This is a genomic window from Pseudarthrobacter sp. 1C304 (genome assembly GCF_052245515.1).
Classification (GTDB): Bacteria; Actinomycetota; Actinomycetes; order Actinomycetales; family Micrococcaceae; genus Arthrobacter.
In genome coordinates this window covers 1-17,727 of record NZ_JBQQCH010000001.1, presented here as the reverse complement: position 1 = coordinate 17,727, position 17,727 = coordinate 1, and the positions used below count along the sequence as shown (strand labels likewise).

General features: G+C 67.8%; 17 protein-coding genes. 13 read left to right on the top strand and 4 right to left on the bottom strand.

Annotation, left to right across the window (positions count from 1 at the left end; genetic code table 11):
• The first annotated feature begins 142 nt into the window (after positions 1–142).
• Complete coding sequence (locus tag ACTWQD_RS00085) at positions 143–3,649, top strand: ATP-binding protein (protein WP_443194178.1); 3,507 nt, start codon at positions 143–145, stop codon at positions 3,647–3,649.
• A 29-nt stretch (positions 3,650–3,678) separates the two neighbouring features.
• Here the strand turns inward: ACTWQD_RS00085 and ACTWQD_RS00080 are convergent, their stop codons facing one another.
• Positions 3,679–4,173, bottom strand: a complete 495-nt coding sequence (locus tag ACTWQD_RS00080) for an FBP domain-containing protein (RefSeq protein ID WP_443194177.1) — start codon at positions 4,171–4,173, stop codon at positions 3,679–3,681.
• A 451-nt stretch (positions 4,174–4,624) separates the two neighbouring features.
• On the opposite strand from ACTWQD_RS00080, the gene ACTWQD_RS00075 reads away from it, so the two are divergent.
• The 6 genes from ACTWQD_RS00075 to ACTWQD_RS00050 all read left to right on the top strand — a co-directional run bounded on the left by ACTWQD_RS00075 (position 4,625) and on the right by ACTWQD_RS00050 (position 11,096).
• A complete protein-coding gene (locus ACTWQD_RS00075) occupies positions 4,625–5,713 on the top strand; it encodes an iron-siderophore ABC transporter substrate-binding protein (RefSeq protein ID WP_443194176.1) in 1,089 nt (362 codons plus the stop codon).
• Positions 5,714–5,723: 10 nt separating this feature from the next.
• Positions 5,724–6,794, top strand: a complete 1,071-nt coding sequence (locus tag ACTWQD_RS00070) for a FecCD family ABC transporter permease (RefSeq protein WP_443194175.1) — start codon at positions 5,724–5,726, stop codon at positions 6,792–6,794.
• Between the two features lie 71 nt (positions 6,795–6,865).
• Positions 6,866–7,897, top strand: a complete 1,032-nt coding sequence (locus ACTWQD_RS00065; RefSeq protein WP_443194888.1) for a FecCD family ABC transporter permease — start codon at positions 6,866–6,868, stop codon at positions 7,895–7,897.
• A gap of 1 nt (position 7,898) precedes the next feature.
• Positions 7,899–8,735 (top strand): ABC transporter ATP-binding protein, encoded by an 837-nt coding sequence (locus tag ACTWQD_RS00060; RefSeq protein ID WP_443194174.1) that lies wholly within the window; start codon positions 7,899–7,901, stop codon positions 8,733–8,735.
• Positions 8,732–9,796, top strand: a complete 1,065-nt coding sequence (locus ACTWQD_RS00055) for a siderophore-interacting protein (protein ID WP_443194173.1) — start codon at positions 8,732–8,734, stop codon at positions 9,794–9,796. The genes ACTWQD_RS00060 and ACTWQD_RS00055 overlap by 4 nt, the downstream gene beginning before the upstream one ends.
• A 463-nt stretch (positions 9,797–10,259) precedes the next feature.
• Complete coding sequence (locus tag ACTWQD_RS00050; RefSeq protein WP_443194172.1) at positions 10,260–11,096, top strand: SGNH/GDSL hydrolase family protein; 837 nt, start codon at positions 10,260–10,262, stop codon at positions 11,094–11,096.
• A 24-nt stretch (positions 11,097–11,120) separates the two neighbouring features.
• Here the strand turns inward: ACTWQD_RS00050 and ACTWQD_RS00045 are convergent, their stop codons facing one another.
• On the bottom strand, positions 11,121–11,408 hold the full coding sequence (locus ACTWQD_RS00045; protein ID WP_443194171.1) for a YciI family protein: 288 nt from the start codon (positions 11,406–11,408) through the stop codon (positions 11,121–11,123).
• 102 nt (positions 11,409–11,510) lie between these two features.
• Between ACTWQD_RS00045 and ACTWQD_RS00040 the strand changes: the two genes are divergently transcribed.
• The 3 genes from ACTWQD_RS00040 (at position 11,511) to ACTWQD_RS00030 (ending at position 14,698) form a co-directional block, all read left to right on the top strand.
• A complete protein-coding gene (locus tag ACTWQD_RS00040; protein ID WP_443194170.1) occupies positions 11,511–11,990 on the top strand; it encodes a MarR family winged helix-turn-helix transcriptional regulator in 480 nt (159 codons plus the stop codon).
• 81 nt (positions 11,991–12,071) lie between these two features.
• Positions 12,072–13,889, top strand: coding sequence for a glutaminase A (glsA, locus tag ACTWQD_RS00035; protein WP_443194169.1), 1,818 nt, complete (start codon positions 12,072–12,074; stop codon positions 13,887–13,889).
• 47 nt (positions 13,890–13,936) lie between these two features.
• On the top strand, positions 13,937–14,698 hold the full coding sequence (locus tag ACTWQD_RS00030; protein WP_443194168.1) for an SGNH/GDSL hydrolase family protein: 762 nt from the start codon (positions 13,937–13,939) through the stop codon (positions 14,696–14,698).
• On the opposite strand, the gene ACTWQD_RS00025 is transcribed toward ACTWQD_RS00030, so the two are convergent.
• Both ACTWQD_RS00025 and ACTWQD_RS00020 read right to left on the bottom strand, forming a co-directional pair.
• The gene (locus ACTWQD_RS00025; RefSeq protein WP_443194167.1) at positions 14,685–15,545 is read right to left on the bottom strand and encodes an FAD:protein FMN transferase; all 861 of its coding nucleotides are present in this window, start codon (positions 15,543–15,545) and stop codon (positions 14,685–14,687) included. The two genes, ACTWQD_RS00030 and ACTWQD_RS00025, sit on opposite strands and share 14 nt — an antisense overlap.
• On the bottom strand, positions 15,529–15,744 hold the full coding sequence (locus ACTWQD_RS00020; protein ID WP_443194166.1) for an FMN-binding protein: 216 nt from the start codon (positions 15,742–15,744) through the stop codon (positions 15,529–15,531). The genes ACTWQD_RS00025 and ACTWQD_RS00020 overlap by 17 nt, the downstream gene beginning before the upstream one ends.
• A gap of 612 nt (positions 15,745–16,356) precedes the next feature.
• Between ACTWQD_RS00020 and rpmB the strand changes: the two genes are divergently transcribed.
• The 3 genes from rpmB to rpsN are packed head-to-tail and all read left to right on the top strand — an operon-like array spanning position 16,357 to position 17,070.
• Positions 16,357–16,593, top strand: a complete 237-nt coding sequence (gene rpmB / locus ACTWQD_RS00015; protein ID WP_011693744.1) for a 50S ribosomal protein L28 — start codon at positions 16,357–16,359, stop codon at positions 16,591–16,593.
• Positions 16,593–16,760, top strand: coding sequence for a 50S ribosomal protein L33 (rpmG, locus tag ACTWQD_RS00010; RefSeq protein WP_011693743.1), 168 nt, complete (start codon positions 16,593–16,595; stop codon positions 16,758–16,760). Before rpmB ends, rpmG begins: the two co-directional genes overlap by 1 nt.
• Before the next feature lie 4 nt (positions 16,761–16,764).
• The gene (gene rpsN, locus ACTWQD_RS00005) at positions 16,765–17,070 is read left to right on the top strand and encodes a 30S ribosomal protein S14 (RefSeq protein WP_026266887.1); all 306 of its coding nucleotides are present in this window, start codon (positions 16,765–16,767) and stop codon (positions 17,068–17,070) included.
• The last annotated feature ends 657 nt before the right edge of the window (positions 17,071–17,727 follow it).

Sequence of the window (17,727 nt, the reverse complement as noted above, 5' to 3'; positions counted from 1 at the left end):
ACGACGACGGCGATGCCGCCCCGGGAGTGGCATCGGGCCTGTCGGAGCCGCGCGCTGAGCTGATCGAAGATCAGCTGCGCGGCGAAGGGGCGGGGGCGGCATCGCCGTCGGCGTCGAAGGCAACCACGGAGGCGGAGGCCAAGTGAGCATCGCAACCATGCTCCCGATGGGAGACCTCACCAACCCCGGCCAGATGCGCCTTGCCCTGGTTCAGGTGGTCAACTGGGGCACGTTCCACGGCGCCCACACGATGCACGTGGACCGCAACGGCACCCTGCTGACCGGCAACTCCGGCGTCGGCAAATCCACGCTGTTCGATGCGATGCTACGGGTCTTCGATGCCCGGCCGCGCTCCAACGAGGCCGCGGCCCAGCGCGCCGGCGGCGCTGTCGAGGACAAGCGCACCACGTTCACGTACATGCGCGGCAAGGTGGGGGACAAGGCGGTGGGCGAGGGCTCGGCCAGCGCGTACCAGCGCCCCGGCGCCACCTGGTCCGCCGTCGCCCTGACCTTCGACAACGCCGCGGGCACCCGGGTGACGGTGTCGGCGCTGTTCGACCTGCCCAAGAACGGCACGGAGTCCAGCGTCGGGCGGTACTACCTGATCGACAACAAGCCCTTGGACCTTGCGGCGCTGGAAGGCATCGCGGAGAAGCGCTTCACCAAGGCGGCGCTGGACGCGATCTTCCCGGATGCCCAGGTCTTTGACGTGCACAAGGCCTTCGCGGAGCGCTTCCGGCGGCTGCTGGGCATCAACTCGGACCAGGCCCTGCCGCTGTTGCGCGTCATCCAGGCGGGCAAGGGCCTCGGCGGCAGCGTCAACAACTTCTTCCGCGACCAGGTCCTGGACGCGCCCGCCACGCTCGCCGCCGCGGACGACGTGGTCGAGGAATTCAGCAACCTGATGTCCATCCGGCAGCGCCTGGAGGACGTCCGGCAGCAGCGCGACCAGCTGGCGCCGGTTCCCGGGCTGAACAAGGACTATGCCCAGTCCCTGCTCGACGCGAACCGGCTCCGGGAGCTGGCCGGCGAGGAATTCGAGGCCTACCGGCAGCAGCTGGCCGTCACCGTCCACGAGAAGACGCTGGCCCGGTTCAAGGACCTCGCCCAGGCCAAAGCCAAGGAACTCGGGGCCGAGCGCGGCATCCGCGACGGCCTGGCGAAGGAGCTGCGCCAGCTCGAGGCGGACTACAACAACCAGGGCGGCAACGCCATCTCCGCGATCGAACAGTCGCTTGAGAACGCCCGGGTGGGGCTCAAACTCCGCCAGCAGGTGGAGGAGTCCGCCCGGAAGGCGCTCTCCGACGCCGGCCTGGAACTTCAATGGTCCGCGGCCGGCTGGGAGCTGGCGCACGAGCACGCGGCTGCCCGCTCGGCCGAACTGAAGGACGACTCGGAGGCCCTCAAGGAGCTGCGGTTCGAGGCCTTCGATGGCCACGCGACCCGGAAACGTGAGCTGGCGGCGGCCCAGCAGGAACTCTTCTCGCTGAAGACACGGAAGTCCCTGCTGCCGCCGTCGAGCATTGAAAACCGAAGCGCCATCGCGGCTGCCACCGGCGTCCCCGAGGAGCGGATGCCGTTCGGCGGCGAGCTGATCGACCTCGCCGAGGGGCAGGAGCAGTGGCGCCCGGCCGCAGAGCGGGCACTGCGGAGCCTCGCCACCACGTTGCTGGTCCCGGGCGAGCATTTCGCCGCCGTCACCCGGTACCTCAACGACCATTCGGTGCGCGGCGCCCTGCGCGCCGTCGACGTCTCCAAGCCCCTGGCCGGCGGGGCGCTGGCTGTGGAGGACGCGGCCGACGGCGACCTGCTCACCAAACTGGACATCCTCCGCACCGGACCCAGCGCCGACGCCGGCGAGTGGATCCGGGAGCGGATCGCGCTCGACTTCGCGTACCCGTGCGTCGAAGACCCGGACCAGCTCGCCGGCCTGGACAAGGGCCTGAGCCTGGGCGGTGTGGTCAAACGGAACCGCCACACCGTGGAAAAGGACGACCGCTTTACCAGCCGGCAGGACTACGTCCTCGGCTTCGACAACGCCGCCAAGCTGGAGCTCGTCGCGGCCCAGGTGGAGGACCTGCAGCAGGAACTGGCGAAGGCTGCCGAGCTGGCCCAAAGCCGGGAAGAATCACACCAGGGGATGACCCGGCAGCTGGAGGCCCTGCGCCGGGTGGCCGAAGACCACCGGCCCTGGGAGCAGGTCTCGGCCGCGGTGGCCGCGGACGAACTCGCCCGGATCGAGCAGCGCCTCAAGGACGCCCTCGCTGCGCAGGCGGACCTTGAACCGCTGCGCGCCGGCATCGAGGCGGCCCGCTCCAAGCACCAGTCCAGCACCGAAGCCGCAGCCGTGCTGCAGAGCGAATACAAGGCCCTCGACTCGCAGCTGTCGGCTGCGGACTCGCTGCTGGACGCCGCGCGGGCCCGGCTGGCCCAGTCGCCGCCGTCGGACGCCACCGCCACGGCGCTGGAACAGTACTTTGCTGAATTCGGCGGCGTCGGCGACGTCACGGAAATGCATGAGCTGGATAACCTCGCCAACCAGGTCCGCGCCCGGCTCCTCGCCGAACTGCACGCCGCCGAGTCCCGCGGCCAGGCCACCTCGGAGCGGCTCACCCGGATCTTCGAGGGCTTTGTGCGCGAGTGGGGAACATCCATCTCCGCGGACCACGGCACCTCGATCGGTGCTGCGGGGGAGTTCGAAGCCCGCTACCACGCCATTGTCAGCGACGGCCTGCCCGCGCAGGAGGCCGAGTTCCGGCAGTTCTTCAACCAGCGCACCCACGAGTCCTTCAGCACGCTGCTGCACCTGCTGGACGAGGAGCGCCGCTCCATCACCAGCCGGATCCTCCCGCTCAACGGGATCCTGTCCGAGGTGAACTTCCATGAGGGCAGCTTCCTGGAACTCGACATCAAGCAGACGCTGCCCGCCACCGCGAAGCAGTTCAAGGACGCCATCCAGAACGCGCTCAAGGTGCGGCACACGCGCCCCGGCAAGACGGCGAACCCTGCGGCTCCCGGGGCTGAGGCGGACGACGACGCCGAGCTCACCAACCGCTACAAGTCCCTCGAAACGCTCGTGAAGCGGCTTGGTTCGCAGACCCCGGAGGACCGGCGCTGGCGCGCCGAAGTCCTGGACGTCCGCGGGCACCTCTTCATCCAGTGCAAAGAGCACCGCGAGGTCCAGGCGGCCAAAACAGCCAAGGGCGGCGGCAAGAACGGAGCCGGCAAGGCCGGTGCGGTCAAGACCGAGGTCTTTATGCACGCGGACACCGGCTCGATGTCCGGCGGCGAGCGGCAGCGGTTCACTGCGTTCATCATGGCCGCGGCGCTGAGCTACCAGCTGGGCATCGCCGAGCAGGGCTTCACCACCTACGGCACCGTGATGATGGACGAGGCCTTTGTGCTGGCTTCGGAGGAATTTGCCGGCGCCGGCATCAAGGCCCTGCATGAGTTCGGCTTCCAGCTGCTGCTGGCCGCACCGGAAAACGTGATTGACCTGTCGCGGCACCTCGGCTCCGTCACGGAGATCCTCCGCGACAAGCGCACCAACCGCTCCGGGGTGCTCACTGCCCCGGTCATCGGCCCGGGGCCCGCCGCGGCCGGCGCCTGGCGCTCCGAGGCGAACCCGGTGGACATCGTGCTCCGCTAAGCGCACGTTGCAGGGGGCTGTTGCCGGCGCTACGTTCCCCTGACGCGGTTCAGGAACTGGGCGGTTCGGCCTGCCAAGTCGTCGATCTGTCGGCGCACTACGGCGGCCGGGTCCGGGTTGATCTCGTTCACCGGAGGCTCCACCCGGACGTTGCGGCAGCACCCGAAGTCGGCGCAGATCAGGGTGCCCACCGTGTTGCCGTTGCGGCCGGACTGCCCGGCACGTTTGGCCACCCACAGCAGGACGTCGTCCTTGGAGTAGATGTCGCGGCACAGCTCGCAAAGGACGGCGCGGTTCTTCTTGGGGCCGCCTTCGGGTGCCCGGAGCATCATGCCGGTGGGGCCGTTCGGGCCGGCCAGCACCAGATAACCGCGCAGCGGCATTTTTCCGTCGCGCCAACCGAGGAAATCCAGGCTGTCCCAGTCCAGGGCATCGAAGTTAGGCGGCAGGTTGAGTTTGGCAGCTTCGGAGCGGCTTGCGTTGACAAAAGACGAGCGGATCTGCTGCGCTGTGAGTTTTTGCATGACGGAATCTTTCGGAATCGGCTGGTCCCGGCCCGGCGGTCATAAGGCACGCCAGGGCGGTAGAGAGGGCAGGATGCAGCCAGCCTTGGACTCCGGCGGGGACCTGGTGTTCCCGCGGATCTAGTCCGCGGCCGAGCCAGACTGCCGGGGGAGGGCTGGCAACTGTGCGGGCGCGTTGCAGGCCAGAGCGGCCACCCCGCTGACCGTGACAGCAGACATCATCTCGATGCGCATGCTCACTTCCCCTACTAGTCGCCGAACTCGATCACGGAACCGGTTCGGATTCGACCGGTCCGGCCCATCCTCGCAAACCTCCGTGACGCGTGTCCAGTTTCGGGCCGCACTTCCGCGCAGCGAGCCGTCGAAGCAATTACGTTACGAAAGGTTTGCTTATTTCTTGAAAGGATAGGCTAGCCTTACTTAGGTTCGCATCATTGATCTAAGGAATCCCATGCCTCTCCCTGCCCCGCGCCCCGCCCTGCCCCGGCGCCGTTTCCTCCGCGCCACAGGCAAAGCGACTGCCGCCCTGGCCGCCGTCGCCCTTTCCCTGACCGCGTGCTCCACCGGCCCGGCAACCTCCACTGCGGCGGAGGCCCCCAGCCAGTCGGCCAGCTCCGCCTTCCCGGTGACCATCAATCATGCGTTTGGCGAGACCACCATCAAGGAGCAGCCGCAGCGGGTAGTCACCGTGTCCTGGGTCAACGACGATGTGGCGATTGCCCTCGGCGTGGTCCCGGTGGGTGTCCCCAAGAACGAATGGGGCGGCAACGAGCAGGGTTCCACCCCGTGGAAGGACGCCGCCCTCGAAAAGCTCGGCGCAAGCTTCGGTTCGGACAAGGCCCCGGCCCAGTTCTCCGAGGCCGACGGCGTCAACTTCACCGAGATCGCCAAGCTCAACCCGGACGTCATCCTCGGCGCCTACTCCGGCCTGACCGAAGAGGACTACAAGAAGCTCAGCGAAATCGCCCCCGTGGTGGCCCACCCCGAGGTGGCGTACGGAACCTCGTGGCAGGACTCCACCACCATCATCGGCAAGGCCCTCGGCAAGGAAGCCGAAGCCACCAAGCTGGTCGCCGACACCGAGGCCACCATCAAGGAAAAGGTGTCCCAGTACCCGCAAATCGCAGGCAAGAGCTTCATCTACGGCAACCTGGAACCCGCTTCAGCTGACGGAGTCAACGTCTACACCGCCAACGACAACCGCCCCCGCTTCCTCAGCGAGATCGGCATGAAGCTGGCCCCCGTGGTGGAAGAAAACTCCCAAGGCTCCGAGGAGTTCTTCATCCCGTGGTCCGCCGAGAAGGCCAACGAACTCGAATCCGACATCTTCGTCACCTGGGTTCCGGACGCAGCCACCACCGATTCCATCAAAGCAGACCCGCTGCTCGGCCAGATCCCGGCCATCAAGAAGGGCACCCTGGTCGCCGACTCGGACAATACCCTGACGCTATCCATCTCGGCTTCGTCGCCGCTGAGCCTGCCGTGGTCGCTGGACACGTTCCTACCGCAGCTGGCGAGGGCAGCGGACGCGGTGAAGTAAGCACATTCCCATGAGCCCACTGACGACGACGGCGGCCCCCGCCGCCCGGACCGCGCCGGGAATCCCCGCGGGTTTTGCCGCCCCCGCCCGGGGTCCCCGCGCGCCCTGGCTGCTGGCCGCCGTCGCCGTCCTTGCTCTGGTGGCCGCGGCATCGCTGGCCATCGGCGCCCGGGGTCTGGCCCTGGACACAGTGTGGCAGGCGCTGACCCAGTTCGATCCCGCCAACGGTGACCACGCCGTGGTCCACTCCCGCATTCCGCGCACGGTCCTGGGGCTGCTCGCGGGCGGTGCCCTGGGACTCGCCGGTGCAGCCATGCAGGGCGTGGCCCGGAACCCCCTCGCGGACCCAGGCATCATCGGCATCAACGCCGGTGCCGCGCTGGCAGTCGTCACCGGCATCTACGTGTTCGGCGTGGCCTCGATGGCAGGGTACATCTGGTTCGCGTTCATCGGCGCCGCCGCCGCCGCCGTCGTGGTCTATCTGATCGCGTCGCTGGGCAGGGACGGGGCGACGCCGGTGAAGCTCGCCCTCGCGGGCGCGGCCCTGAGCGCAGGGCTGTTTTCCCTGATGAACGTGATCCTGGTGTCCAGCCAGGACACCCTGGACCGGTTCCGGTTCTGGCAGGTGGGCGGGATCGCAGGCCGCGAGTGGTCCGTGATCGTCCCCGCCCTGCCGTTCCTGCTGCTGGGCGCCGCGATTGTGCTCGCCACCGGCCGGATCCTCAACAACCTTGCCCTCGGCGACGACATTGCCCGCGGCCTGGGCCAGCGGGTGGGGCGGGCCCGCGCCGCCACGGCCCTGGGGATCGTGCTGCTTTGCGGGTCGGCCACGGCGCTGGCCGGCCCCATCGGGTTCGTGGGCCTGGTCATTCCGCACGCTGTCCGTTTCCTGACCGGCCCCGATTACCGCTGGATCCTGCCGTTCTCGCTGGTGCTGGCACCGGCCCTGCTGCTGGCCGCGGACGTGGCCGGCAGGGTGATCCTCCTGCCGGGTGAAGTGCCCGCCGGGATCATGACCGCGCTGGTGGGTGCCCCCGTGTTCGTGTGGCTGGTCCGGCGCAGCAAGGGGGCCGGACTGTGACACTCACCGAAGCCAAAGCCCCCGTTGACCTATCACTTACCGGTGCCAAAACCGCGTCTGAGCGACCAAAACTGATAGCGCAACACTGGCGGACCGCCGTCCTGGCCCTGGCCGTCGTCGCGCTCTTCGCCGTGAGCGTGCTCCTGGGCAGCTACACCGTCACCATCCCCGACTTCTTCCGGATCCTGGCCGCGCACCTCACCGGCGGCGAGAAGATCCCCGGCGCCAGCTTCATCGTGATGGAGCACAAACTGCCGCGCGCCGTCCTGGGAACGCTGATCGGCGCCGCGTTCGGGCTCTCCGGCGCCTTGTTCCAGACCATGCTCCGCAACCCGCTGGCCAGTCCGGACGTTATCGGCATCAGCTACGGGGCCAGCGCCGCGGCAGTGACAGCGATCGTCGTCTTCGGCGCCACCGGGGCAGCGGTTTCGGGTGCCGCCTTTGCCGGGGCCCTGGGCGTGGCCGCCCTCATCTACGCCATCTCCCGCAGGGGATCGCTTGGTTCCGGCGGACAGCGCGGCGATGCCGCGGGCAGCCGGTTGATACTCGCCGGGGTGGGCATCGCCGCCGCCCTCCAGGCCGTGGTCAGCTTCCTGCTGAGCCGGACGGACATCCGCACCGCCGCCGACGTCCTGGTCTGGCTCAACGGCTCGCTCAACTCCGCGAACTGGGACCGGGCCGGAGTCCTCGGCTCAGCCCTGCTGGTGCTGGTTCCGGCCACCGCACTACTCTCCGGCCCGCTGCGCATCCTGGAACTTGGCGACGACACCGCCGCGGGCCTCGGCGTGCGGGTCGGCGCGGCGCGGCTGGGAATCGTGATCACCGCCGTCGGACTGGCCGCCGCGGCGACGGCGGCTGCCGGGCCTGTGGCGTTCGTTGCGTTCCTCGCCGGACCGATTGCGCGCCGTTTCGTCCGCAGGGCAAGCCTGCCGGCAGCGGCCCTGACCGGGGTGCTCATTGTCCTGGCCGCCGACTTCGTCGCCGCCAACATCGCGCCGCTCCTGCTGGACGGAACGGTGCTGCCAGTCGGGGTCATCACCGGCGCCCTGGGCGCGCCGTTCCTGCTGTGGCTGCTTGTGACCTCCAACCGAAAGGACGCCTGAGATGGCGACACTCCAGACCTCCGGCCTGCGGCTGAAGTACGACCAGCGGACCGTCATCGAGGGCCTCAGCACGGAGATCCCCGAGGGCAAGGTGACCATGATCGTCGGCGCCAACGCCTGCGGCAAATCCACCCTGCTGCGGGGCCTCGCCCGGTTGCTCAAGCCCGCGGCCGGGACCGTCACCCTGGACGGGAGGGACATCCACCGCCGCCCGGCCCGCGAGGTGGCCCGCACCCTGGGCCTGCTTCCGCAGCATCCGACGGCGCCGGACGGCCTCATCGTCCGGGACCTGGTGGGCCGCGGGCGCTACCCGCACCAGGGCTTCTTCCGGTCCCGGCCCGCGGGCGGTTCCCCGGACGATGAGCGCGCCGTGCACGAAGCGATGGCCGTCACCGACACCCTGGAACTCGCGGAACGGAACGTGGACGAGCTCTCCGGCGGTCAACGGCAGCGCGTCTGGATCGCGATGGCCCTCGCCCAGGAAACCGACGTGCTGCTGCTGGATGAGCCCACCACCTACCTGGATCTCACCCACCAGGTGGAAGTCCTGGACCTCATCACGGACCTTAACCGGCAGCGCGGCACCACCGTGGCGATCGTCCTGCACGATCTCAACCTCGCCGCGCGGTACGCGGACCACATCATCGCCATGAAAAGCGGGCAGATCGCGGCTGAGGGCGCCGCCCGGATCGTGGTCACGGAGGAGCTGGTCCGTGACGTGTTCGGCCTGGAGTCCCGGGTGCTGCCGGACCCGGTGTCCGGCAAACCCCTGATCATCCCCCTGGGCCGGCACCACGCCGATGCCCCGCAAACCACCACCCTGGAGCTGGTCCCATGACTGCCAAGAAAACCACCGCAGCGGCCCTCAAGACCGCCCCCGCCACTGAACCCATGACGCTGGCCTTCGAGGTGCAGGTCACCGCGGCCCAGCAGCTGGGTCCCAACTTCCGGCGGATCACCCTGGGCGGCTATTCGCTGCGGAACTTCGGCGTCAGCGGCAACACCCTGGACCTGCGCATCAAATTGATGATCCCCTCGCTGGCCGCGGACGGCACTGCGCTGCCGCTGCCCGAGTTCCGGATGGAGGAAAGCGGCTGGTACCGCGAATGGCTGGCCATGGACCCCCGCACCCGCGGTTCCATGCGCACCTACACCGTCCGGCAGGAACGCCTTGACGCCGTCTACCCGGAAATCGACGTCGACTTCGTGCTGCACTTTGACGACGCCGGCCACGGCGGCCCCGCCGCCAACTGGGCCCTCAACGCCAAACCGGGGGACACCCTCACCCTGATCGGGCCCAACAACCGGGCCGCGCACTGCGTTACCGCGGAAACGTACTCCGGCATCGAATGGCGGCCCGGCCTGGCCCAGCGGGTCCTGCTGGCCGGCGACGAGACCGCCGTCCCCGCCATCAGCGCCATCCTCGAAAGCCTCCCGCCGTACGTCAGCGGCCACGCGATTCTGGAGGTGCCGGAAGCCGGCGACTTCCAGGGCATCACCACCGCCGCCGACGTCGAGATCACCTGGCTGGCGCGCGGTGCCGCGATCGGCCGGTCGCGTCCGCACGGTGCCCTGCTGCAGGAAGCGGTCCGGGCCGCCGTCACGCGTCCGGGCTGGGTGGGGCTTTCGTCCCCGGAGCCGGCCGCCGGCCCCGAGCCGGAAGAGGTCAACGTGGACCGCGACATCCTCTGGGAAACCCCGGCCAGGATGGACGCCGCGGCCATCAGCGCCAGCCGGAACCCGGACAAGCCCGCCGGCGCGATGCCCTTCTACGCCTGGATCGCCGGTGAAGCCGGCGTGGTCAAGGAGATGCGCCGGTACCTGGTGCGGGACGTGGGGATTGACCGGAAGCAGGTTGCGTTCATGGGGTACTGGCGGCAGGGCAAGGCCGAACTCTGACGCTCCCGCAGGTTTGGTCGCTTTTGCTGCGACGCTGCCGCAGGTTTGGTCGCTTCTGCTGCGACGCTCTCGCAGTTCCTGCCGGGCTTTCGGCCGCAACCGCTGCTTTGCCGTCGCTTAGCGGTCGGCCGCTTCCCAAACTTCGCAAGCTCAGTTCGGGTCCCTCGCGGCCTTCCTTCCTCCCGCCGGCCGCGGGCGGCCTTAGTCGGCGATGCGCTCCTTTGCAAAGCACCGGCAGCGGCCTTGTGGTTGGGTCACCTTCTGTGCGGTCAGGTCAACGTTTGTGATTCGGCTTCGTCAACTGCAACGCGGGGTCAGTTGGCGCCCATAGTCGCCGTCGGGATGGGCCGGAGGTGACCCCGCGTTGTTTTTCTGACGGCCTTCCGCGGCGGCTGGGCGGGTGGTCTTTTGTTGTGTGCTGCTTGTTCACCCCGGCGTCGTTTGGCGGGCCTAATGTGGCTGCATGGTTGAGGACCTTCTTGCTCCGGGCGCCCATGGGCGGCGGGTTTATGTTGCCTTGGGGGACTCCTTTACCGAGGGGTTGGGGGATTACAGTCCGCGGCTGCCCAACGGGGTGCGCGGGTGGGCGGACCGGGTGGCGGAGCAGCTGGCCAGGGCGGATCCGGGGTGGGAGTACGCCAACCTCGCCATCCGCAGCAAGAGGATGCGGCACATCATCGCCGAGCAGCTGGAGCCCGCGCTGGCCATGGAGCCGACCCTGGTCACCCTGTATGCGGGCGGCAACGACATCCTCGACATCGGGACCGACATCCACGCCCTCATGAAGGACTACGAGTTCCTCGTCGCCCGGCTGTCCGCCAGCGGCGCTACGGTGGTGCTCTTCACCGGCTTCGACGTCAGGGTCTCCCCATTGCTGGAACCGCTCAAGCGGCGCAACGCCATCTACAACCGGCGGGTCCGCGAGGTGGCGGCGCGGTACGAGGCCGTGCTGGTCGATTACTGGTGTTTCGATGCCTTCTACGATCCGCGGATGTGGGATGCGGACCGTCTGCACATGTCGACGGCGGGCCACAAGTACCTTGCCGGCCAGGTGCTGGACCAGCTCGGGGTGCCGCACAAGGTCAAGACGAAGGCGTGGGGGCCGGCGCCGAAATCCGGCCTTCGGGACTGGGAACGCCGCCAGCGGCGCTGGGTCCACGACTGGGTGCTGCCGCTCTTCGGGCGCAAGATCCGCGGCGTCACCCTGGGGGACCAGCTCAGCCCGCGCTGGCCTGCGCCGGTCAAGGTCCCGCCGAAGGCCGGGCTGAAGAAGCTGGCCGCCAAAATCCCCGCAGGCTGAAGAAGGAAGCAGGGCCAGCCGGCGTCAGCTGTCCAGCAGGTTCTCGTACCCCGGGGCCACTCGGCTCGCGTGGAATTCCTCGACGTCGAACTCTGCCACCCCGTTGACGTAGAACGGGTCCTTGGCCAGGGAGGCGTCCAGGTCGGCGCGTTCCGCGGTGGAGAGGAGCAGCGCGCCCGTGCGCGGAATCTTGCGGCCCGCGACCAGGAAGATGCCCTGGTCGAAGGCATCCTGCAACCACGCCACGTGCGCCGGGAGATGGAAGTCAACGATCTCTTCGGGGACCTTGTAGGTCAAGGAGACTACATACATAGGGTCAGCCTACAGTTTGACCGGCACGCACCGGCCGGATTCTTAAGGTGCGACATAAGACGCGCTTGAACCGTCAAGCTTCAATGCTCCTAAACTGTACCCATGACTGAACCGCGCTGGCTGAACGCTGACGAACGCCGGGCCTGGCTGGCCCAGGTGAGCATCAACACCCTCCTTCCGGCGGCCCTGGACACCCAGCTCCACCACGCGCGCAAGCTTTCCCTCTTCGACTACAACGTCCTGGCGATGCTGTCCGAGGCCGAAGGCCGCTTCCTGCCCATGAGCGAGCTGGCTGCACGGACCAGCGCGTCCCTGTCCCGGCTGTCCCACGTGGTCACCAAACTGCAGACCCGAGGCTGGGTGGAGCGCCGTCCGCACCCGGGGGACGCCCGGGTAACGACGGCGCACCTCACCGACGCCGGAATGGAAACCATCGTGGAGCTCGCCCCGGCCCACGTCGAGGCCGTCCGGTCGCTGTTCCTCGATGCCCTGAGTAAAGAGGACGTGGCCGATCTTGCCCGGATCGGTGAGAAGATCGTGGGCCGCCTGGACAAGGACCACTGGATCCTGCGGGAGGGCTAGCAGCCCTGGGGCTGACACGACGGCTGACACAACGGGCTGCCCGGCGGCTGGCCCAGCGCACGGTCGCCTAGTGTTGGCGGTATGGAATCGCCGATCGAGAGCTACCTGCGCCAGATCCACGCCGAGATCGCCGAGCTCCGGGACGGCAAGCCCTACAGCACCATTCCGGCCATGGCCGCCGTGGATCCGGACAACTTCGGCATCGCCCTCGCCACCGTGGACGGCACGGTCTACGAGATCGGTGACACCCGCGAGGAATTCACCATCCAGTCCATCTCCAAGCCGTTCACGTACGGACTGGCCCTTGAGGACCTCGGGCCTGAGGCGGTGGACGAAAAAGTCGATGTGGAACCGTCCGGCGATTCCTTCAACGAGATTTCCCTGGCCGAGGGAACGGGCCGGCCGGCCAACGCGATGATCAACGCCGGCGCACTGACCGCCACCTCGCTGATCCGCGGATCCGGCGGACAAACTGGGTTCAAACGGATCCTCAGCACCTACTCCGCCTTCGCGGGCCGCCAGCTCTCGGTCAGCGAGGAGGTGTACCAGTCCGAGCTCAAGCACGGCCACCGCAACACGGCACTCGCGTACCTGCTCCGCTCCTTCAACATCATCGAGGACGATCCGGAACCGGTCCTTGAGGACTACTTCCGCCAGTGCTCCGTGCTGGTGAACTGTTTCGACCTGTCCATCATGGCCGCGACCCTCGCCAACGGCGGCCGGAACCCGCTCAGCGGCAAACAGGTCCTGGGGATCGGTCCGGTGGAACGCGTCCTGTCCGTCATGATGACATCCGGCATGTACGACGACGCCGGCGCGTGGATCAGCAGCGTGGGCATGCCCGGCAAGAGCGGCGTGGCCGGCGGGATCATCGCCGTACTGCCTGGCCAGGTGGGCCTTGCCGTCTATTCACCTCCGCTGGACCAGCACGGCAGCAGCGTCCGCGGCGTGGCCACGGCACAGCGTCTCTCCCAGGACATGGAACTGCACTTCGTCCGGGCAGCCCGGACCGGCCGGTCGGCCATCCTCGCCGCGTACGACGTGACCGAGACGCCGTCCGGCATCCGCCGCAACGACGAAGCGGCCGACGTCCTCCGCGCCCACGGACACCGGGCTGCCGTGATCGAACTCAATGGAGACCTGCTGTTCGCCGGAACAGAGTCCATGGTCCGCGAGCTCAGCAGCCTCGGGGACGACGTCGAGCTGGTGGTGCTGGACCTGCGCCGGACCGACCAGGTCAGCGACGTGGCGCTGCGGATTCTGGAAAGGTCGCGGGAAGGACTGTCCGGTGCCGGCCGCGAACTGGTGCTGATCGAGGCGGACGGTGCGGTAGCGGAGAGCCTGGGATCGTCCAAGCAGGGGCCGGTGGCGTCCTTCGCGAGCCGGAACGCCGCCGTCGAGTACTGCGAGAACCGGCTGCTGAAACGCTACGGGGACCAGCTGCAGCTGCCGGACCACGTGCCCGTCACGGCGTCGCCCGCCCTGGCGCCGCTGGAGGACTCGGACGCCGCGGCTCTGGAGGCGCTGATGACGCCGAAGTCCTTCGCGGACGGTGACGTCATCCGCCGCGTCGGGCTGCGCTTCGGCGGGGTCTACTTCATTACCTCGGGCCAGGTCAGCAGCACCTCCTCCGGTCCCAGCGCAGAGCGGGTCCAGCTCAACACCCTCAGCGCCGGTATGACGTTCGGCGAGCTGGCGCTGGGCAGCGGCAGCCGGCAGGAGACCACGGTCCGTGCCGTCGGGCCGGTGGAAGTGATGGTGCTCAGCGCGGACGCGATCTCGGCGCTGGAACGTGACGATCCGCGCCTCGCCATCGCGCTCTGGAAGGCCCTGACCCGGGACGCGTACACGCGGGTGGAGCAGTACCTGCGTGAATCGGCGGTCCGGATCCGGGAATAAAGCGCGGCACTTTGTTTGCTTGGGGCAACTGCTGGCAGACTGGATCCATGGATTTCACGTCCCGTTATGTTGCCCTCGGCGATTCCTTCACGGAAGGCGTCGGCGACGACGATCCCGCCCGCCCCAACGGTGTCCGCGGCTGGGCGGACAGGGTGGCCGAGCAGCTCTCCGCCGCCGATCCGGGCTTCGGCTACGCGAACCTCGCCATCCGCGGACGCAAGATCCGCCAGATCATGGCCGAGCAGGTGGATGCCGCCGTCGCGCTCAACCCCACCCTGGTCAGCATCTACGCCGGGGCCAACGACATCCTCCGGCCCAAGGTCGACATCGACGACCTCCTGGTGGACTACGACGCCGGTATCCGCAAGCTCAAGGCCACCGGCGCCACGATTGTGATGTTCACCGGCTTCGACTCCCGCGGCTCAAAGATCTTCGGCACGACGCGCGGCAGGACCGCCATCTACAACGAGCTGGTCCGCGGCATCGCCGGAGACCACGGCGCCCTCCTGGTGGATTACTGGCGGTTCAGCGAGTACTACGACTGGGGAATGTGGGCGACCGACCGGATGCACATGTCCGCCGCCGGTCACGCCAACATGGCCAAGCGCGTCCTCACCGTCCTGGAACACGACCACTCGATCGACGTCCCGCCCATGACCCCGGTTCCGGAGCTCAGCCGGGCCGAGGCGCTCCGGGCCAACGCCCGCTGGGTGCGCGAGTTCGCCGGACCGTGGGTGGTCCGCCGGGTGACTGGAAAGTCCTCAGGAGACGGGCTGGCGCCGCGCTACCCGCGCCTTACGCACCTCTAGCGGCGCTGAACCCGGGCGTCGCAAGGAGTTCCCCGTTGCCAAGGACGGCCAGCACCTCGACGTCCCAGCTGTCCGTGGCCCAGTCCACCATGGCCCTCCCGCCGGCGACGATGGCGGTGGCCAGCACATCCGCGGTGACAATGTCCGGCGCCACCACCGACGCCTGGCGGAATTCGGTCCGACGAAATTCCGTGCGGCCCAGCCCGGCCCGCCAGATGTGGTCCCCGCGCTCCGAGGTTCCCGAGGTCGCCAGCGCCTCGAAACGGCCGCCGCCGCCCAGCGGGAAGGCCGACAGCAGCGATGCCCGGTCCAGCGGGTCCACGATCCCGGCAAGCCACGGGGTGCCGCTCCCCGGCACGGGTGAGCCGCCCACCAGCACGTCAGCCCCGGCGTTCAGGCACCAGTCCTCGACGCCGGCAGCGTCCAGAGCCGCGGCTGCCTGGCCGATCGCGTGGCCCTTGATGATTCCGGAGAGGTCCAGGACGCCGTCGGGCCGTTCCGGGGTGAAAAATCCTTCGGTCAGCAGCCGCCAGCCGGTGGCGTCCGCAAAGCGGGCCCGGAAAGCCGACGAGGCGTCCCGCAGCGTCATGTCGCCGCTGGCCCGGCAGGCCTCCGAATCCGGGCGGTAGAGGCTGAACATTGCATCAAGTTCGGTAAACACGCGTTCGACGGCGGCCGTGGCGCCTTCCAGCACGGGAACGGTGCGCGGTGCCCCGTTGTCGGGCAGGGCGAGGCTGATGACGGTACCCATGCACCGGAAGGTCCGGCTGCGCAGGGCGGGGCCGCGCCGGGTGGACGGGCTCGGCACCGGCTGCCCGGCGGGCGCGGGTTCAGAGGTTCGCTGCATCGATGGCTGCCTGGAGTGAGGTGAGGTAGGCGTCGCTGGTGACGGTGGCGCCGCTGGTCGTCTGGACATCCGCGGACTGGGTCTTCAGGACGGCGGCCCGGAGGAGGGGCGCGGCCCGGTTGCTGATTTGCACGGACTTGCGGTCGAACAGAATCCCGCCCGAGGCCAAGGCTGCTGATATCGCTGCTCGTGTTCTCACCAGTCGAACCTTTCGTAGTGGAGTTGCTCTTCGGTGACGCCGGATGCCCGGGCCTCACTGAGGACGCTCTGCGCCCAGGCATCGGGGCCGCAGATGTAGACGTCGGCGTCCGGCACGGACCAGCCGGGGTGAAGAGGTCATGGCACCACCGTCCGCCCGTGGCCTATCAATTGCCTGTGAATGGGCTGGGGTGCCGATGTGACTTCTCGCCTGACCGAGGCGCCATCGACGGGCCCCCGGATACCGGATTGGCCTTTAATTCGTCAAGCTCGTAGACTTGGTAGGCGCTAGGTGGCGCGGAGCGTGTGCAATTGCTCCGGTTGGCGGGAACTGTCTGCAGTATGGCAGCCCCAAAGGCCGGTAGTTAGGGGCTCAAGTTGCGTGCACTCCTGTATTCGCCCAGCATCCCGGTGCTTTGCAGCGGCTCTCCGAAAGGTCCAGCCGCCCGGCAACCGAGGCCCACAATCTTCGCCGAAATGTGAAATGCAGCCGGTTCACGCCGTCTGTCCGACCGTTACGGAACTGCCTGTGGGTGCTGGATGCGAACGCCGCCTGCCGCACGGTTTGCGGGAACTCTGCAACCGTTTCGTTTATTTTTTGAGGAGAGTCGTCATGGCAGCACACTGCCAGGTGACCGGAGCCGAGCCGGGCTTTGGACACAGCATTTCGCACTCGCACCGACGCAACAAGCGCCGGTTCGACCCGAACATCCAGAAGAAGCGCTACTGGGTTCCGTCCCTGCGCCGTAACGTCACGCTGCAGGTCTCTGCGCGTGGCATCAAGACCATCGACGTACGCGGCATCGACGTAGTCGTCGCCGCCATCCTTGCACGAGGAGTGAAGCTCTAGTGGCAAAGGACAAGGACGTACGTCCGATCATCAAGCTCAAGTCGACCGCGGGCACGGGCTACACCTACGTGACGCGCAAGAACCGTCGTAACGACCCGGACCGCATGGTTCTGAAGAAGTACGACCCCCGCATCCGCAAGCACGTCGAATTCCGAGAGGAGCGCTAAACACATGGCTAAGAAGTCAATGATCGCTAAGAACGAACAGCGTAAAGTCATCGTCGAGCGCTACGCTGCGAAGCGCCTCGAACTGAAGAAGGCTCTGGTTGACCCCAACTCGACCGATGAAGTTCGCGAAGCCGCACGCCTCGGCCTGCAGAAGCTGCCCCGCAACGCCTCACCGGTACGTCTGCGTAACCGCGACATCATCGATGGCCGCCCGCGCGGTACCTTCCAGAAGTTCGGCATCTCCCGTGTTCGCTTCCGCGACATGGCTCACCGCGGTGAGCTCCCGGGCATCACCAAGTCTTCCTGGTAATTCAGCACTCCTGAAGCCAGTGGCTTAGGGAAAGGGCCGGCAACCGTTTGGTTGCCGGCCCTTTCTTGCTTTAAGCGCCCGACGGCGGAGGCCTGCCTTTGCGCTGTGGCGGAAGCTCGACGGCGGGGCCGGCGGGGCCGTCGACCTCATGCCGGTTGGGGCCAGGCACCAGTGGCGCCGGGGTGTGGCCCAGTACACAAAAACCCGATTTCGCCGTTTCGGCCTGCGCTGGGCCCGGCGAGTGGCTGAGTTCGTTGTGGTGGCGGGGTTTTTGGGGTGGTGGGGTGGTGTTGGGGGTGGATTTGTTTTGGTGGTGGTTCGTGTGTAAAGTTATTCGAGTCGCCGCCGCTGATGCGGAGAGAGTGCGACCGACCCCCTTCTGAATGGCCTGAAATATGGTTCGCTGTTGAGCGTGCCGGAGTAGGGTGGGGATCCTCTTGTGGGGCTGTGAATCGCGGTAAAGCGCCGGTTTGCAAAGCTTCGCGGGTTCGGGTAAGTTTGGGAAGTTGCTCCGGAGCGATCCGCGACCAGGTTTGGTTGTGGTGGTGCCGGGTGTGTCTGTTGTTTGAGAACTCAATAGTGTGCCAAGTTTGTTGATACCAATTGTTTATTGATTGGTTGTTTTGGCTGTGTTGTCCACCCCGTGGATGGCATGGT

What these genes read in the sequence shown, in the direction of transcription:
- ACTWQD_RS00080 (WP_443194177.1), bottom strand. Translation starts at nt 4,173, where the DNA reads ATGCAAAAACTCACAGCGCAGCAGATCCGCTCGTCTTTTGTCAACGCA.
- ACTWQD_RS00075 (WP_443194176.1), top strand. Translation starts at nt 4,625, where the DNA reads ATGCCTCTCCCTGCCCCGCGCCCCGCCCTGCCCCGGCGCCGTTTCCTC.
- ACTWQD_RS00070 (WP_443194175.1), top strand. Translation starts at nt 5,724, where the DNA reads ATGAGCCCACTGACGACGACGGCGGCCCCCGCCGCCCGGACCGCGCCG.
- ACTWQD_RS00060 (WP_443194174.1), top strand. Translation starts at nt 7,899, where the DNA reads ATGGCGACACTCCAGACCTCCGGCCTGCGGCTGAAGTACGACCAGCGG.
- ACTWQD_RS00055 (WP_443194173.1), top strand. Translation starts at nt 8,732, where the DNA reads ATGACTGCCAAGAAAACCACCGCAGCGGCCCTCAAGACCGCCCCCGCC.
- ACTWQD_RS00050 (WP_443194172.1), top strand. Translation starts at nt 10,260, where the DNA reads ATGGTTGAGGACCTTCTTGCTCCGGGCGCCCATGGGCGGCGGGTTTAT.
- ACTWQD_RS00045 (WP_443194171.1), bottom strand. Translation starts at nt 11,408, where the DNA reads ATGTATGTAGTCTCCTTGACCTACAAGGTCCCCGAAGAGATCGTTGAC.
- ACTWQD_RS00040 (WP_443194170.1), top strand. Translation starts at nt 11,511, where the DNA reads ATGACTGAACCGCGCTGGCTGAACGCTGACGAACGCCGGGCCTGGCTG.
- glsA (WP_443194169.1), top strand. Translation starts at nt 12,072, where the DNA reads ATGGAATCGCCGATCGAGAGCTACCTGCGCCAGATCCACGCCGAGATC.
- ACTWQD_RS00030 (WP_443194168.1), top strand. Translation starts at nt 13,937, where the DNA reads ATGGATTTCACGTCCCGTTATGTTGCCCTCGGCGATTCCTTCACGGAA.
- ACTWQD_RS00025 (WP_443194167.1), bottom strand. Translation starts at nt 15,545, where the DNA reads ATGCAGCGAACCTCTGAACCCGCGCCCGCCGGGCAGCCGGTGCCGAGC.
- rpmB (WP_011693744.1), top strand. Translation starts at nt 16,357, where the DNA reads ATGGCAGCACACTGCCAGGTGACCGGAGCCGAGCCGGGCTTTGGACAC.
- rpsN (WP_026266887.1), top strand. Translation starts at nt 16,765, where the DNA reads ATGGCTAAGAAGTCAATGATCGCTAAGAACGAACAGCGTAAAGTCATC.